This window comes from Pseudoalteromonas piscicida (assembly GCF_002208135.1).
Lineage (GTDB): Bacteria > Pseudomonadota > Gammaproteobacteria > Enterobacterales > Alteromonadaceae > Pseudoalteromonas > Pseudoalteromonas piscicida_A.
The window spans coordinates 631,938-647,789 of the sequence record NZ_CP021646.1 but is presented as its reverse complement, the minus strand read 5'-3'; the positions used below and the strand labels follow the sequence as shown (position 1 = coordinate 647,789).

The window sequence follows — 15,852 nt, the reverse complement described above, 5'->3', positions numbered from 1 at the left end:
CGCCTTGCTAACTTTAATTTACATTAACTATAGGGATTCTTTTAAATTTCAGCGTGGTGCAAAATTGTACCAACAATATCACTGAATTTATTTGCTGGTTTCATCGAGTTTACTGCACGTCCACAGGCTTTCATCATATCAATTAGGTCAAAATAACCGACTGGATGCTGAGTCACTTCATCAATAACAAGTAAGAACTCGAAACCACCTTCTTCCATTGTTTTTAGCACATTGCCAACCACTGTTTGGCTAGTTTGTTTTAAGGTGATTTGACGAAGATCTGATAGTGGGATCATGACATCATTAACGTTTAAATCACGTCTTGTACAGCCACGTCTTTCTGCAATACTCAACACGTAGCGACTGCCAATTCTTGCATTAGAGATCATACCAACAAGCTTCTCTTTGCTATTGACGACAAAGCTTGCTCTGCGGTGTGTTTTGTCCAGCACTAACGTAGCTTCATCTATGCTACTGTTTTCATCAATATGCTGCATTGGTGCCAAATGTAGATTGTGCATTAAGCAATGTGCTGGCGCTTGCTCTAGGTTGTCAGTGTTACAAGCTGGGAAGTTATTTTCAGCAAGTTCATAATTTGCAACAGGTTGAGTTTTCAATACTGTGTAAGTGTTCATAGATCACCTCTATCTTTAAAATTAATTAAGCACGGAAAAGGACTAAATTAATTTGCGACAGGTGGTGCTCTAATAGACTCGCATACTGAGTTTGAATAAGAATAGGTTGGTTGCGATTGCGCTATGATAAAGCTACTAGCAACCACGAAACGATGAGTTGTTGATACAACGCAATCATCTAAGTCAGGGCTGGAATTCGAATTGTCTAGGTCGACAACGATAGGCGCGATTGAAAGCGTGGTATCACATTTAGCAGCATCTGCCGTTGACACTGTCAACAGACTCAACATACAAAATGTAATCATCCAACGAACTAACCGCATAGTATTCTCACTTCTACTGCCTTACTTTGAGTGTATGGGCAGTTTCTCGTGTTTACAAGTATTATTTCTAGTCTATTTACTAAGCTGCTAAATATATTAAGGTTAATTTTTATACGCACACTCAGGCACTGTGTAGGCTGAGATGAATTGTTACTAATCTTCTGTTTGTAGCGAGCTGTTTCGCGTTATACTAACGCCAACATTTTTGGTATGTGTCTTAAATCAAAAGAATTAAATCACAACACGAGGTGTACAGTGCAACTATCACGCGGTATCGAGTACTTTATTGCCGGCTTTTCTTTGATCACCCAAAAAGGGTTAAAACGTTTTGTATTTATTCCCCTAACAATCAATGTATTGCTATTTGGTGCGTCGCTCTTTTTCCTTTATGACTGGCTGACTCAAGGGTTTAATTATCTCAACGGATTACTACCAGACTGGCTCAGTTGGTTAGAATGGCTGATGTGGCCAATTGCCATCTTAGTGATACTTTTTAGTTATAGTATGATTTTCACGGTGATAACCAACTTTATTGCTGCGCCTTTCAATGGCTTACTCTCCGAAAAAGTAGAACTTTACCTAACCAACCAACAAATCAATGATGATAAGCTCATTGATACCGTAAAAGATGTGCCGAGAATGCTGGGTCGAGAATGGACTAAACTCTGCTACTACCTTCCACGTGCGCTTGGCTTTTTCATCTTACTTTGGATGCTACCTATCGTTGGGCAAATTTTATGGATTATGTTTACGTGTTGGATGTACAGCGTGCAATACAATGACTATCCGTTCGATAACCATAAAATTCATTTCAAGCAAATGAAAGATGATTTGAAGAGTAAGCAAGGGCTGTCTTATGGCTTTGGCTTTGCGGTGTTTGTACTGACCTCAATCCCATTTGTTAATCTCATTGTGATGCCCGTTGCCGTTTGTGGCGCCACTAAATTGTGGGTGGAGAACTATCGTCAGCAATATCGTTAAGCGAATTGAGGTATGACATCGGACTGTAAAAATTCCATGCTCTACTTACGCCTTTCACGCTTAATTAGAATTGGGCAGGTATGCGCCAAATAATATGGATTACGTGGTTGGCAGTTGTGTTAACAGGCTGCCAAGCTATTCAGCGGTTCGATGTAGGTACACGGCCTCAATTTTTGGTCTCTCAACTTCCAGATGGTGAGCTTAAAGAAAAACTTACAGGCTGTTTAGATAAACCAATCATGCGCACACGCTTTTCCATAGGGCATCGCGGTGCGCCACTTTTCTACCCTGAGCACACCAAAGAATCATACATGGCCGCCGCAAAAATGGGAGCAGGCACGCTTGAATGCGATGTGACCTTCACCAAAGACAAGACTCTCGTTTGCCGCCATGCACAATGCGACCTCCATGCAACAACCGATATCTTGTTACAGCCTAAGCTTGCTAGCAAGTGTCGACAACCCTTCACACCAGCCAATCCAGACTCTAGTACACTTGCATCTGCTCAATGCTGCACCTCAGACATTACCTTAGCAGAATTCAAGCAACTTAAAGGCAAAATGGATGGTGTGAATCGTCAAGCGACCACAGTGGCAGAGTTTGTCAGAGGTACTCCCTATTGGCGTACTGATCTTTATGCCAGTTCCGGGACCTTGATGACCCACAGCGAAAGCATTGCTTTATTTAAGCAACTTGGTGTAAATATGAGTCCTGAGTTAAAAGCGCCAGAAGTGCCAATGCCCTTTAATGGGTTAAGCCAAAGTCAGCTCGCGCAAAAAATGTTGGACGAATATACTGAGCACAATGTCCCCCCATCTCAAGTTTTTCCACAATCCTTTTCTTACCAAGATATTCAGTACTGGATAAAACATGCCCCAGAGTTTGCAAACCATGCCGTATTTCTTGATGGTAGAGAAGCTGGCGAACAGTTTGATATTAACAAACCAAGTACTTGGCAACCGTCAATGGAAGACTTAGTCAAAAATAAGGTAAAAATTATCGCCCCACCAATTTGGATGTTAATTAGCGAAGATAAAAACGGCGATATCATTCCGTCGCAGTACGCCCTCGCCGCTAAACGCGCTGGATTAAAAATCATTGCTTGGTCTTTAGAGCGCTCAGGCCCTTTAGCGAACGGCGGCGGTTGGTATTATCAATCTGTAAAAAACGCAGTTAAGCATGATGGCGATATACTTAGGGTGTTGGACATATTGACAAAACAAGTTGGCGTAGTTGCAGTATTTAGCGACTGGCCTGCGACTACCAGCTTTTACGCCAGTTGCATGGGAATTGAGTGATAGGCTAACAAGAGTTTTAGCTTAATGTAGGCAGTAACCCCGCACTAAGCTAAGATTTGCAAATGCCAGAAAGCAAAAAGCCTCGCGATTGCGAGGCTTTTTAAAGGATGGTGCCCAGAGGCGGAATCGAACCACCGACACGAGGATTTTCAATCCTCTGCTCTACCGACTGAGCTATCTGGGCAAATCTTTTTTAGTATCTGAATCCTCAAAGGGATTTTCAATACACTTTCTAAAAACTCTGTCAATTGAGCATTTAGAAATAGTGGCTTTCGCCTAAATAAAGTGGTGCCGACTATCCGAGTCGAACGGATGACCTACTGATTACAAGTCAGTTGCTCTACCAACTGAGCTAAGTCGGCACACTAAATTATGGTGCCCAGAGGCGGAATCGAACCACCGACACGAGGATTTTCAATCCTCTGCTCTACCGACTGAGCTATCTGGGCAAATCTTTTTTAGTATCTGAATCCTAAAGGGATTTTCAATACAACTCCAAGCAGCTCTACCGAATGAGCTATCTGGGCAAATCTTTCAAGTATCTAAATCCTAAAAAACTCAATCAACTGAGCGTTCTAGAAAAAAAAGGCTAACGCCTAAATTAAATGGTGCCGACTATCCGAGTCGAACGGATGACCTACTGATTACAAGTCAGTTGCTCTACCAACTGAGCTAAGTCGGCACACTAATTCGTGTACCATGCAGTTTCTGCACGCACCACATTGCTAATGCAATGATTTTAATTTGGTGCCCAGAGGCGGAATCGAACCACCGACACGAGGATTTTCAATCCTCTGCTCTACCGACTGAGCTATCTGGGCGTGCGGCGTATTAAACGGGTTTTGCGGTTCTAAGTCAACCCTTTTTTTAAATACATTTATCGTTTGCACAGTTTTCAGACAAAGCGGTTAAAATACCGCTTTTTCGATGAAAAAACACGCGACTAGCCATGTTTTACTGCATTTAACGGCTTGTATCTATGAAGCAGGCAAACCACTCTAGGCCTATAACAAGGAAAAAGCCGTCACTTAAGAGAAATATGTGCTGAAAGGAATAAATGGATATGGAGATATGCATTCCATCTTATTCCTATCGCGAAGTTTGGCGATAAGGTTTATCAATCCTGTTTAGAGATTGTCTTTATATTGCGCTTCAAATCTTTGCTGCATAACCAATATCGCTTTTTCTACCGCTTGTTTTGCATTACTTGTATCACCATTTGTTACCGCTAATATCGCGATGTTCTTTTCTGGCAACACTAAGTTGTCTAAATAAAAGGTTCCAGTAAAGCCATTGTGATGAAAGCTATTGTTGTTTGGAGTGAGGATCCAGCCTAAGCCATATTCTGGGCTAACCGGTGTGAGCAGTCGCGTATATGAATTAGCACCAATCAAATTATCGCCACCTCTGGCACCCGCGAGATAAGCACGTAAATAGTGTGACAGATCGGTCAAGGTCGTACTGACTAACCCGGCTGGTCCAACAACATTTGGTAAATCTACCCTGTCGGCTGGTGTTATTGGATGCCATTGCCCTTCTCGCATTTGATGGCCACTCGGCTGTCCTTCAGGATCTCCATAACTGGCAGGCCCAAATCCGATATTTGCCATTCCCAGAGGAATGAATACCTCTTGTTTCACTAACGCCTCCCATGATTGCCCCGTCACTCGCTCCAACATATGCCCTGCAACAACATAACCTGCATTACTATATAGATAGGTTCCGTGAGTCACTTCTGGTTGCGTCGTTAACACCTCTTGAGTCCAGGCATATCTTTGCTCGACCATGCCACGTTTATCTAAATGCCACTTACCTGAATACATGGAATCAAGATCACGCTTTAACCCTGATGTCATCGAAAGCAGTGCAGTTAATGTCACAGACTCAAATTCAGGGTTAATTTTTCCGACTAACTCAGGGAAAACATCACTCACCCGACTGTCAAATCGAATTAATCCCTGCTCAACCAAACGAGCGGCTACCGTTGCCGTCATGGACTTACTGAACGAGCCAATCGACCACTTATCAAGTTTAGTGACCAAAGCTTGGCCTGTGCTCACTCGCACACCGGCAACATCAAGCTCAATCAACTCATCTCCATAAACGATAAATCCGCCAAGGGCTGGCATAGCAAACTCAGCGCGGATTGCTTCCAATTGCTCGCTGAGTAGCCCGTCTCCTACCTTTCCGTAGCGAGGGGGAGTGGCAGTTATGTTTTCGCTAGCGCTATTTTCAATCACAATAGCGTTGTCACTGTTGTTGCAGGCAGTGAGTAAGGCGCAGCCCAGTAGTATAATGAGCCAACCAAACACCAGCCGACTTTGACGTAAAAACATGAGATATCCTTATAAGTATTAGGTTTAGCGAATACTACTTTATAAAAACGTTACGTAAAATTTAATTTTTATTAAATTTTAATGCTTTATATATCGAAGGCTTATTAAAATTATCGAGATAACAATCTGATTATTTTAAGATTTAAAATAATCATCGCATCTCATTGTATTACCACTATTGATTGAAAAACGAGAGGTAAAAACTTGCCGAAGGTGATAGGATTGCTACAACTAGTAAGTATAAATAATTGTTTCGGGATTAAGCATGCCAAATAGCGCGAGTACCAATGCAAATGGACGGATACTTTTTTTATTTATCGCAATACTGACTGTTGGACTATGTAGCGCCGCAGGTGCTTACCTACTGCCAAAACAAACTTCCGCACCTACTGCATCGACCGTGAACCTTAAGCAGCAAGCAACAACAATTGCAGCTCCTCTTGCAAAGGTTGTAACACAGCACGGTTTTGACAATGCCAAGCAGATTATATCCGCGTTATTAGCATCCAACGAACGTTTAGGCGCCTATTTGTATGTCAATACAGGGATGGGACAACCAAACCTAGTTTTTCAACAAAGTGCAGGTGAACAAATCATTGCGTTGAATCGTGAAGAATCTTATAACAAAGACACAATGCAGGTTTACCACATGCCACTGCTACTAGATGAGCAAAACGTTGGTGAACTCATTTTGACCTATACACCTCCCGTTGCTACTACGTCATCAGGTGATCCATTCATTGCCTATATACTGCTCGCAGCCGCTATTCTTAGCGCTTTGATGATTGTTGTGATTGCTGCTCGTAGGCTTTCTGGCGCATCAAGTAACGATACTGAAGAGCTCATCTCAGAAATCAATCATCTAACGATGGATAAAAACTACAAGTCGACGGTGGGTACCTATTATAGTGGCGGCCTAGCTGAGGTTGCTGGAGCGATAAATGCGCTGTTAAAGCAAGTACAATCATCCATAGAATCCGATCAAGCAACGCAAAACGAATTAAAGCAGCTTCAAGAAAGCCTCGAAACCGAAGTACAAGCACGTACTCTGGCGCTAGAAAAAGCGATTTTAAATGCGGAACGTGCGAGCGATGCAAAAACCACTTTCTTAGCCACCATGAGTCACGAGATCCGCACGCCTATGAACGGCGTCATTGGTACCATTGATTTACTGCGTCAAACAGATCTTGACGGTGCTCAACATCGCCTCACCACGATTATTCGCGATTCGGCATTCTCTTTACTTGGTATTCTCGATGATATTCTCGACTTTTCTAAAATTGAGGCGGGTAAATTACGCATAGACAATAGTGCTTTCTCGGTGGCTGAAACCACAGAAGAAGTCGCACGTGTGCTTTCATCAGTAGCGAAAAAACGTAAGTTAGACTTACAGCTGTTTATTGCTCCTGACATTCCAACGAATTTAGTTGGTGACACCGTTCGCGTTAGGCAAGTACTTTATAACCTGTGCAGTAATGCCATTAAATTCACGACTACAGACGACTCAACCCAAGGTTATGTAAAAATCTCCGTTGAAGTTGCACAAAACACCTCAGAGCATTACACCCTACGCTTTACCGTCACTGACAATGGTAAAGGCATGACAAAAGCGCAGCTAAGAGAGATTTTTAATCCATTTATCCAAGCTGAGGGCTCTATCACCCGAGAGTTTGGCGGTACTGGACTTGGTCTCTCTATTTGTAAAAGCCTAATCGAACTCATGTTGGGTAGTATCCATGTTAACTCTGATATTGGCATGGGGAGTGAGTTTGTTGTGGAGCTACCATTTAGTGTTGATGGCAAAGTCAATTACGCAAACAAACAAATGTTAAATGGTCGCACTGTTGCCCTACTCACTCCAAATAGTGAGAGGCGCACTATTTTGAATCGCTACCTCTCATTTATGGGAGCGAACGTGATTATCATCGATGAAAGCGAAATAGCCGAAAACCAACACGAAGACAAACTGATTTGGGTGTTAGACGGTTTAGACGGGATGAATAAGGTCAATGAAGAGCTAAGAACCGTAGTCTATTCACTTGAGAAGAATGAGCAGCAAGTTGTTGTCCTCAGTAAAATGGACGAGGCCGCGCTTAATCATAAAAATATTTTCTACCTCAATGCGTCTCCGTTATGTAAGTCTAGCTTTATGACAGCTATCTTGGTTGCTGCCGGTTTGCATAAACCAAAAGAAATTAAACCTTCACGCACCATCAACGACTTTTTAAGCGTTGATGACGCTAGAGCAACCAACAAACTGGTGTTGTTGGTTGAAGATAACGTATTAAATCAGCAAGTGCTGACCGACCAACTACACTTACTGGGCTTTGGTGTCGAGGTTGCGGAAAATGGTGAGGAAGGTCTAGAACTTTGGAAAAAAGAATACTTTCCAATCGTACTGACTGATTTACATATGCCGAAGATGTCAGGCTACGACATGGTCAAACATATTAGAGACTATGTAGAAACCACAACCGATAACGTTGAACAGCCATACATCATTGCCGTGACAGCCAATGCACTAAAAGGCGAAAGAGAGCGCTGTGAGGCGGGTGGTATGAATGACTATATCACCAAACCAGTAGAGTTAAATGTATTAGAAGCAACACTTAATAAGTGTATAGAAAGCTTACCAAAAGCACAGCAGCCGAGACAAAGTGCTGAGCCCTCGGCTGCCGAGCCAGTAGCCGTTAGCCAAGTACAGGCAGGATCAAAGCAAGAGACTGAGTTAGAGCCTGCTGTTGATGAGGCCATGATTGTAGAACCTGAAATTATTGAAACAGAAACCAGCGAACCTGCACCAGCTATCAATATGGACATGCTAGACAAGTATGTAAACCATGATGAAGCGAAACGAAATCGCTTTTTCAGAATGTATTTGGAACAAAGTAGTCAGCTAACACGAGATGTAAACGGCGCAGTGATCACGATGAGCCAAGAGGAAATCATAGAAGCTTGTCATCAGCTTAAGTCTATCTCTAAAACTATCGGTGCCGAAAAAGTAGCTGAGACAGCCGTAGAGTTTGAGACCTTATGTAAAGAAGGCACGCTTACCACCGATCAGCTTATTCTGATGCGCGATAAATTGGAGCAGGACTTTTTAGCCGCAACAGAGTTTATCCAACAATATTTGAGTCAAGAAGCTTAATAATGTGGGGGCACTCCCCCACAAGTCTTGTCACTACTAGGTTAAAGGCATTTTATCGGCAAGGTAAAGATAAATAAATCGCAGAGTTAACCTACTCCTACACCTGCAATGGATGGTAAAAACCAGCGATAAAAAATATACGTAGGCTGACGATTAGACTGTCCACATATACATAACTGCCCCAAAAGAATGATCCTCTCCTGAATCACTGACCGCATTTTATTCGCTTTCTGACTCCAAACGCTTCCCCTATTAATTCTCACTGAGTATACTGACGCACTTTTTTAAATTAGTTAGTCGTTACATACAACAAACACTAATTGAAATAGGTACTGGCCACCCGTTCAAAAAAAGTACAGGCATGCCTGAGCTCAACAAGTGAATTTCATATTAAGATTTTTACTCGGTGACTCAATGAGCAATGCTAATCTGCATTGAAAAGTGTTCTATTTACTATGCATCGTTTAAACGATGCATGTTAAGTGCATGGCTCATTATTCAGTGTTGATTGAAAAACATTAGATGCAATAACGCATTCTTTATAAAAATGGCCAGATACAACACATTGATTAAATTAGGAAGTACATATGAATTCAGTTCCGAAGGCCGGAGAATTTTTGGGTCACCCTAAAGGCCTCTTCTTATTATTTGGTACCGAAATGTGGGAGCGCTTTGGCTACTACGGTATGCGTGCCATCTTAGTTCTTTATCTTGTAGCACAAGTACAAAATGGTGGCTTCGGTTGGAGTAATGCCGACGCACTAAGCCTTTACGGCACATTTACGATGGCCGTTTATCTCACCCCACTATTTGGTGGTTGGCTTGCAGATAACGTATTAGGTCAGCGCAAAGCCATCATTATTGGTGGTATTTTAATGGCTGCTGGCCATTTTATAATGGGTATTCCTCACAGCGTTGTGGCAGGACAAGAAGTAAACGTCTTCTACCTTGGCTTAGCACTGCTTTGTTTAGGTAATGGCTTATTCAAGCCTAATATCTCAACGATGGTAGGAGATCTATACCAAGAAGGTGATAAACGCCGTGACGGTGCATTTACTATCTTCTATATGGGTATCAACTTAGGTGGTGCATTAGGTCCACTTGTTGCGGGTTATGTGGCAGCAGTAATTAACTGGCAAGCAGGCTTTATCGCGGCGGGTGTTGGTATGATCATTTCTGTGGTGATGCAGCTTATCTTAAGCCAGAAATACCTTGGCGATATCGGTAAAGTACCTTCAGCTAAACTTTCTCAACAGATGTCTGACTCTCTAACAAAAGAGCCGCTTACGAAGAAAGAAAAAGATCGTATTCGTGTTATTTTCACCATGAGTGTTTTCTCAATTATCTTCTGGATGGGTTTCGAGCAGGCTGGTGGTCTGATGAACCTATTCGCAAACGACTATACCAACCGTATGTTTATGGGCTTTGAGATCCCAGCTTCTTGGTTCCAGTCGCTTAACTCTATCTTCATCATTGTATTTGCGCCATTAGTCGCGATGATCTGGTTAAAGCTAGATAACAAAGAGCCGAACTCTCCAGTGAAGTTTGCAATTGGTCTAGTGTTCTTAGCACTTGGTTTCTTAACCATGATGCTTGCGCTTGCAACAGAAGGTGGTGAAGCCGGTGGCACACTTCAGATCAGCATGATTTGGTTAGTATTGTTCTACATGTTCCACACACTTGGTGAACTATGTTTATCACCAATCGGTCTTTCTATGGTAAGTAAACTGGCACCACTACGCTTGGCATCACTGCTAATGGGTATTTGGTTCCTATGTACGGCCATTGCAAACAAACTTGCAGGTCTTGTTGGCTCTTTCATCGGTGAAGGCCAAGAAGCAATGGAAAACGCGATGAGCATCTTCATTGGTTTAGGCGGCGTAGCCTTACTATCTGCTGTATTAATGTATCTATTAAGCAACAAGCTTGTAGATTGGATGCACGGCGCTGAGGGCAAGCACGAACCTCATACGCAAGAACATTACCTTGCGGAAGAGCTAGAAGTATCCGCTGAGAAGCAATAATATTTGCTGTAAACCACGCTAATTTAGCGTGGTTTACCTCTCCCGCAACAGCCTTTCGTAAAGATTTAAATACACTTAGCGTCATTTTCCCTTTCAATTTAGCCGTGTGATAAAAATCCTCCCTCTCATACAACCCATCAACTAAAAATATAAAAACCAAACAAAATCATAGTAATACAAAAACAAAGTTACGAAATATACCGCAAAGCTCCTTGCTATTTTTAGTCAAAATTTAAGCAAAAATAATTTTCGTCACGTCTGTGTCAATTTTGTGTTTTTTACATGGCAGTTGTGCAACTAAATTTACAAAGTCTCCTACTGCTATTTACGGCCTCTAACTTCCCCTTTGCAGTAATTTGATTAATCATCCAGTCATAAATACTAACAAGTCACCCAGTGCTTAATACGGGAGTAAAACAATGAGTGAAGTAAATAATCCACTAGGCCTAGTCGGCATCGAGTTTACAGAATATGCAACACCAGACGCTGATTACATGGATAAAGTATTCACTGACTTTGGATTCTCAAAACTAAAGAAATTTAAAGACAAAGATATCGTTTACTACAACCAGCATGATATTCACTTTCTGTTGAATAACGAGCGTGAAGGCTTCTCAGCACAGTTTGCGAAAAGCCATGGCCCGGCAATTTGTTCTATGGGCTGGCGTGTAGAAAACGCGCAAAAAGCGTTCGACACAGCGGTTGAGCGTGGTGCTAAACCTGCGACCGATTCAACACACAAAGACTTACCATACCCTGCGATTTACGGTATCGGCGACAGCCTTATCTATTTCATCGAAAACTTCGGTGATAAAGGGTCAATCTACGAGCAAGACTTCGTAGACTTAGAAGAGCAAAAGATTGTTGAAGACAAAGGCTTTAAGCGTATCGACCACCTAACAAACAATGTTTACAAAGGGACGATGGAAACTTGGGCTAACTTCTATAAAGACGTATTTGGCTTTACTGAAGTTCGTTACTTTGACATCAAAGGTCAAAAAACGGCGCTACTTTCTTATGCACTTAAGTCACCATGTGGCACCTTCTCTATTCCAATCAACGAAGGTAAAGACGACAACAATAACCAGATCGATGAGTACTTAGATGAGTACAATGGTCCAGGTGTACAGCATTTAGCATTTTTGACTGACGACTTGGTTGGCTCACTAGATAAACTAGACAAGAGCACCATTGCCACCTTAGATATCGTAGATCACTACTACGACACTATCTTTGACCGTGTGCCTTGGGTTAAAGAAGATAAAGAAAAGATCAAACAGCACCAAATCCTAGTAGATAGCCAAAGCGAAGACTGCTACCTACTACAGATCTTTACTAAAAATCTGTTTGGCCCAATCTTCATCGAGATGATCCAGCGTGTTGACGATGGCGGCTTTGGTGAAGGTAACTTCCAAGCGTTATTTGAATCAATTGAACGCGACCAAGAGCGCCGTGGTGTAATCTAAACACACACATCAAATTAATAAAAAAGCAGCTAGCGATAGCTGCTTTTTGTGGTTTATCAAATTGCTATTACGACTTGAGTTTTTCACTTTTGACCATAACTCAAGTTGAAAGCCAAAATTAAAGGAAAGGCAATGTCTCAAATTAATGAAACACACGACATCCAATTAAAAAGTTGGGTAGCTAGTGCGAATGCGACTGGAACTGATTTCCCTATTCAAAACTTACCTTTTGCAGTATTTCGTCGTAAGAACAGTAACGAAGAGTTTCGTGGCGGTGTTGCAATTGGTGATCAAGTACTAGACCTTGGCGCTGTTGTCGACGCTAACCTATTTTCAGGCGACGCAGCAGAGGCCGCTGAAGCCGCAAATGCCCCAGCATTAAATGAATTTATGGGCATGGGTCAGCAGTACTGGTCAGCACTTCGACTAGCCCTGTCTCGTGCATTACGTGAAGGTTCTGAACTGCAATCAAGCCTTGAAGGCGCATTGGTAGCACAGGATGACGTAGAATACGCTTTACCTTGTCACATAGGCGATTACACTGACTTTTATACCTCAATCTACCACGCAACAGCGGTAGGTAGCCTATTCCGTCCTGATAACCCGCTGTTACCAAACTACAAGTGGGTGCCAATCGGTTACCATGGTCGTGCATCGTCTATTGGCGTATCAGGTCAAACTTTCCCTCGCCCGAAAGGCCAGACAAAAGCACCAGATGCCGATACACCGTCATTCGGTCCTTGTAAGCGTCTAGACTACGAACTAGAGCTAGGTATTTACCTAGGTAAAGGTAATGAGCTTGGCGACTCTATCGCAATTAAAGACGCTGAAGATCACGTTTTTGGTTTTTGTTTATTCAATGACTGGTCTGCACGTGACTTACAAGCTTGGGAATATCAACCATTAGGTCCGTTCCTTGCGAAAAACTTTGCGTCAACGGTTTCTCCTTGGGTTGTAACCACAGAAGCACTTGCACCCTACCGTACTCACTGGCATCGCGATGAAAGCGATCCACAACCGCTGGAATACTTAGAATCAACGCAAAACCGCGAGTCTGGTGCTATTGATATTCGCATGGATGTCTTACTAGAGACTGAAAAAATGCGTAGCGAAGGCGCTAAGCCTAGCAAACTGTCTGAATCCAGCTTCAAGCATAGTTATTGGACGGTTGCGCAAATGGTTACGCACCACACTGTGAATGGCTGTAACTTCCTACCGGGTGATATGCTGGGCTCGGGCACACAATCAGGTCCTGAGCATGTAGAAGCGGGTTCATTACTGGAACTATCACGCGGCGGCAAAGAAACTATCACTCTAGAGAACGGCGAAGAGCGTAAGTTCCTAGAAGATGGCGATAAAGTCATTATGCGCGGTTGGTGTGAAGCCCAAGGCTATAACCGTATCGGTTTTGGCTGTGTTGAAGGCACTGTACTTCCAGCAAAATAATCGCAATTAATTGTGAGTTAATCGCAATTTTATTTACTTTTAAATCAAAGGCATGATGATTTCATGCCTTTTTTTAGTTCTAAAAACTGGAAATTTGACTAAAAATTGTTAGAGTGTAGCGCTGATTTAAATCTGGGGTTGAATGTTGCAAGTACTCAAGCGCCTATATCTAAAGCTGTTTAAGCCGACTCAATTAATTGTTCGTCAAGACGCAACTGTCAAGATGCTAAAATTGCCATCTTGGGTTCAAGCTTGCTCGATTTTGATTTTGCTTGCTGTCGCTATTTGGATAGCCAATGCCTCACTTAAATTACAAGAAAATGGTGATAAGCTCACTAAAGAGCAACAAAACTTAGCGCAGCTACAAGCCAAGTGGCAAACAGAAAAGTCACAACTTCAAGCACAATTAGCGCAGCAAAAAGGCATGCTTGACCAACTGTCACAGCAGCACAGTGTGCTTGAGTCTCTGGTTGACTCGACCCAAACAACTGACGACAGCGCAGTGGAAGGTGAGCTAGAAGAAACACCGACAGACATCGACGGCGCTCAACCGAGTACCACAACCGAATTTGCTCCCCAAGCCAGTCTCCTACTCATCCAACAACGACAGCTCAGCGAACAACTTGGACAATCGTTCGGCGCTGAAATTGCGGCGATGCAAGAATCAATCGACAGTGCGGGATTACAATTATCATCTGACTTCTCAGAAGCCCAAGGTGGTCCCTACTTCCAAGCCGACTTAGAATTGGTAGAAGCCAGCTTTATTAATGCCATTGACCAATACGCAGTTTATGCACAGTTATCGACTATGATCGGACAACTGCCAGATACATTGCCTGTCGCTCAGGAAAAATATTATGTCTCCAGCGCTTTTGGTTTTCGTAAAGACCCAATCACTGGCCGCCGTGCCTATCATAAAGGTATCGATCTCGCAGGCTGGCACAAAACACAGATCGTAGCTCCAGCTTCTGGCACTGTTAAGCGAGCGGGGAAAAATGGCGGCTATGGCAACTTTATCGAAATTGAGCATGCCAATAATATCACCACACGCTATGGTCATCTTCACACCATCAAAGTGAAAGCGGGTCAACAAATCAATAAAGGTGATGTAATTGCATTAATGGGCAGCACAGGAAGAAGTACGGCGACACACTTGCACTATGAAGTGATTCAAGGTAAAAAACACCTAAACCCAATTAAAATCGCTCGCGCATTCAATAAGTAACATATAATTGCAATTGCGCTGCGGTAGCGAGGCATTCGTGTTTAACTCTTTCAAAAACCAACGAAATGACGTTCCGGCCATTATTGCTCAAAGCACTAGAATCACCGGCGATATTGTCTGCGAAGGTGAACTGCAATTAGATGGTACTGTCCATGGCAACCTCGATATAGAAAAGCTGATCATCGGCAGTAAAGGTCTAGTACAAGGTCATATTCAAGCCAATGAACTGACGATATTAGGCCGTGTGGAAGGTGATATTCAAGCCAAACAAGTCACGCTGCTCCCTAGCGCTCAAGTGCTTGGCAACATCGAACACGAAACCTTAACGATTGAAGCTGGTGCGCATGTTGATGGCAAGCTAACACACCGTAACGAGCGAGCCAATAACGTCACACCAATCGATTCTGCTGACGATCAAACCATAAATCATTAAGATCTTTTCGCGCTGATATACATGTTAATGTCGGCGTGAAATACCTTCTCTCCCGCAGTATTAAAAACTTCCACCGGAACAACTAGCTCTTCTTTATCTTGCCATGGTCGCGGGTATTCTATTTGCGCCACGGCATGCAGATCGGTCTCGGCTTTAGCTAAATATTGCACGGACATTCCCTTTGGGATCCAGCGATGGGTTTTATGGTCGATGGTTGCGTCCGTCATAACTCCGGCACACAACTCCGCAAGATTACACTGTGCAATCGCGTGAACTGTACCTATGTGGTTATGAATAGCTTTACGGTTACGAATAGTCGCCCTACAAACGCCGGGCTTCAATTGCGTGATTTTTGGCTTGATGGTGCCAAAATAAGGGGCCTTACGACATACCGCCTTACTAAACATCCATTTGCCAAATGGCAACCAACTTATCCTTTTATAAATTTTTAAAAGTGGTGCAGACATAAGATTCATCTAAAATAATTTTGCTTAAAATTAACACATCTGACCAGTTAATCAACCGCCTACAATTATC

At 42.8% G+C, this 15,852-nt stretch carries 12 protein-coding genes and 5 tRNA genes; 8 read left to right on the top strand and 9 right to left on the bottom strand.

Annotated features, from left to right (window positions below):
* Positions 1-41: 41 nt before the first annotated feature.
* Positions 42-635, bottom strand: coding sequence for a CBS domain-containing protein (locus B1L02_RS03065; protein ID WP_088529871.1), 594 nt, complete (start codon positions 633-635; stop codon positions 42-44).
* Between the two features lie 47 nt (positions 636-682).
* Positions 683-958 (bottom strand): hypothetical protein, encoded by a 276-nt coding sequence (locus B1L02_RS03060; RefSeq protein ID WP_045987718.1) that lies wholly within the window; start codon positions 956-958, stop codon positions 683-685.
* Positions 959-1,213: 255 nt separating this feature from the next.
* On the opposite strand from B1L02_RS03060, the gene cysZ reads away from it, so the two are divergent.
* Positions 1,214-1,939, top strand: coding sequence for a sulfate transporter CysZ (gene cysZ / locus B1L02_RS03055; RefSeq protein WP_088529870.1), 726 nt, complete (start codon positions 1,214-1,216; stop codon positions 1,937-1,939).
* A gap of 80 nt (positions 1,940-2,019) precedes the next feature.
* Positions 2,020-3,237, top strand: coding sequence for a glycerophosphodiester phosphodiesterase family protein (locus B1L02_RS03050; protein ID WP_088529869.1), 1,218 nt, complete (start codon positions 2,020-2,022; stop codon positions 3,235-3,237).
* Positions 3,238-3,345: 108 nt separating this feature from the next.
* Here the strand turns inward: B1L02_RS03050 and B1L02_RS03045 are convergent.
* From B1L02_RS03045 to B1L02_RS03020, 6 genes are all read right to left on the bottom strand, one after another.
* A tRNA-Phe gene (locus tag B1L02_RS03045) sits at positions 3,346-3,421 on the bottom strand.
* Between the two features lie 102 nt (positions 3,422-3,523).
* A tRNA-Thr gene (locus B1L02_RS03040) sits at positions 3,524-3,599 on the bottom strand.
* An 11-nt stretch (positions 3,600-3,610) separates the two neighbouring features.
* Positions 3,611-3,686: transfer RNA gene (locus B1L02_RS03035), tRNA-Phe, on the bottom strand.
* A 157-nt stretch (positions 3,687-3,843) separates the two neighbouring features.
* Positions 3,844-3,919 (bottom strand) — tRNA-Thr (locus B1L02_RS03030).
* Between the two features lie 63 nt (positions 3,920-3,982).
* Positions 3,983-4,058: transfer RNA gene (locus B1L02_RS03025), tRNA-Phe, on the bottom strand.
* A 306-nt stretch (positions 4,059-4,364) separates the two neighbouring features.
* A complete protein-coding gene (locus tag B1L02_RS03020) occupies positions 4,365-5,573 on the bottom strand; it encodes a serine hydrolase domain-containing protein (RefSeq protein WP_088529868.1) in 1,209 nt (402 codons plus the stop codon).
* Between the two features lie 265 nt (positions 5,574-5,838).
* Here B1L02_RS03020 and B1L02_RS03015 point away from each other — a divergent pair, with 265 nt between their 5' ends.
* The 6 genes from B1L02_RS03015 (at position 5,839) to B1L02_RS02990 (ending at position 15,315) form a co-directional block, all read left to right on the top strand.
* The gene (locus B1L02_RS03015) at positions 5,839-8,721 is read left to right on the top strand and encodes a hybrid sensor histidine kinase/response regulator (protein ID WP_088529867.1); all 2,883 of its coding nucleotides are present in this window, start codon (positions 5,839-5,841) and stop codon (positions 8,719-8,721) included.
* Positions 8,722-9,308: 587 nt separating this feature from the next.
* Positions 9,309-10,745 carry a peptide MFS transporter gene (locus B1L02_RS03010; protein ID WP_088529866.1) on the top strand — a complete coding sequence of 479 codons (1,437 nt, stop codon included), beginning with the start codon at positions 9,309-9,311 and terminating at the stop codon, positions 10,743-10,745.
* Between the two features lie 419 nt (positions 10,746-11,164).
* Positions 11,165-12,211 carry a 4-hydroxyphenylpyruvate dioxygenase gene (hppD, locus tag B1L02_RS03005; RefSeq protein WP_088529865.1) on the top strand — a complete coding sequence of 349 codons (1,047 nt, stop codon included), beginning with the start codon at positions 11,165-11,167 and terminating at the stop codon, positions 12,209-12,211.
* A 132-nt stretch (positions 12,212-12,343) separates the two neighbouring features.
* The gene (gene fahA, locus B1L02_RS03000) at positions 12,344-13,657 is read left to right on the top strand and encodes a fumarylacetoacetase (RefSeq protein WP_088529864.1); all 1,314 of its coding nucleotides are present in this window, start codon (positions 12,344-12,346) and stop codon (positions 13,655-13,657) included.
* Between the two features lie 142 nt (positions 13,658-13,799).
* Entirely contained in the window at positions 13,800-14,882 is a 1,083-nt protein-coding gene (locus tag B1L02_RS02995) for a M23 family metallopeptidase (RefSeq protein WP_088529863.1), read from the top strand.
* Between the two features lie 37 nt (positions 14,883-14,919).
* A complete protein-coding gene (locus tag B1L02_RS02990; protein ID WP_088532232.1) occupies positions 14,920-15,315 on the top strand; it encodes a bactofilin family protein in 396 nt (131 codons plus the stop codon).
* On the opposite strand, the gene B1L02_RS02985 is transcribed toward B1L02_RS02990, so the two are convergent.
* Positions 15,312-15,782: a hotdog fold domain-containing protein gene (locus B1L02_RS02985; RefSeq protein ID WP_088532231.1), complete on the bottom strand. Its 471-nt coding sequence runs from the start codon at positions 15,780-15,782 to the stop codon at positions 15,312-15,314. The two genes, B1L02_RS02990 and B1L02_RS02985, sit on opposite strands and share 4 nt — an antisense overlap.
* Between the last annotated feature and the right edge of the window lie 70 nt (positions 15,783-15,852).

Excerpts from the sequence above, each read along its gene's own strand:
- B1L02_RS03065 (WP_088529871.1), bottom strand. The coding sequence starts at position 635 with ATGAACACTTACACAGTATTGAAAACTCAACCTGTTGCAAATTATGAA.
- B1L02_RS03060 (WP_045987718.1), bottom strand. The coding sequence starts at position 958 with ATGCGGTTAGTTCGTTGGATGATTACATTTTGTATGTTGAGTCTGTTG.
- B1L02_RS03050 (WP_088529869.1), top strand. The coding sequence starts at position 2,020 with ATGCGCCAAATAATATGGATTACGTGGTTGGCAGTTGTGTTAACAGGC.
- B1L02_RS03020 (WP_088529868.1), bottom strand. The coding sequence starts at position 5,573 with ATGTTTTTACGTCAAAGTCGGCTGGTGTTTGGTTGGCTCATTATACTA.
- B1L02_RS03015 (WP_088529867.1), top strand. The coding sequence starts at position 5,839 with ATGCCAAATAGCGCGAGTACCAATGCAAATGGACGGATACTTTTTTTA.
- B1L02_RS03010 (WP_088529866.1), top strand. The coding sequence starts at position 9,309 with ATGAATTCAGTTCCGAAGGCCGGAGAATTTTTGGGTCACCCTAAAGGC.
- hppD (WP_088529865.1), top strand. The coding sequence starts at position 11,165 with ATGAGTGAAGTAAATAATCCACTAGGCCTAGTCGGCATCGAGTTTACA.
- fahA (WP_088529864.1), top strand. The coding sequence starts at position 12,344 with ATGTCTCAAATTAATGAAACACACGACATCCAATTAAAAAGTTGGGTA.
- B1L02_RS02995 (WP_088529863.1), top strand. The coding sequence starts at position 13,800 with ATGTTGCAAGTACTCAAGCGCCTATATCTAAAGCTGTTTAAGCCGACT.
- B1L02_RS02985 (WP_088532231.1), bottom strand. The coding sequence starts at position 15,782 with ATGTCTGCACCACTTTTAAAAATTTATAAAAGGATAAGTTGGTTGCCA.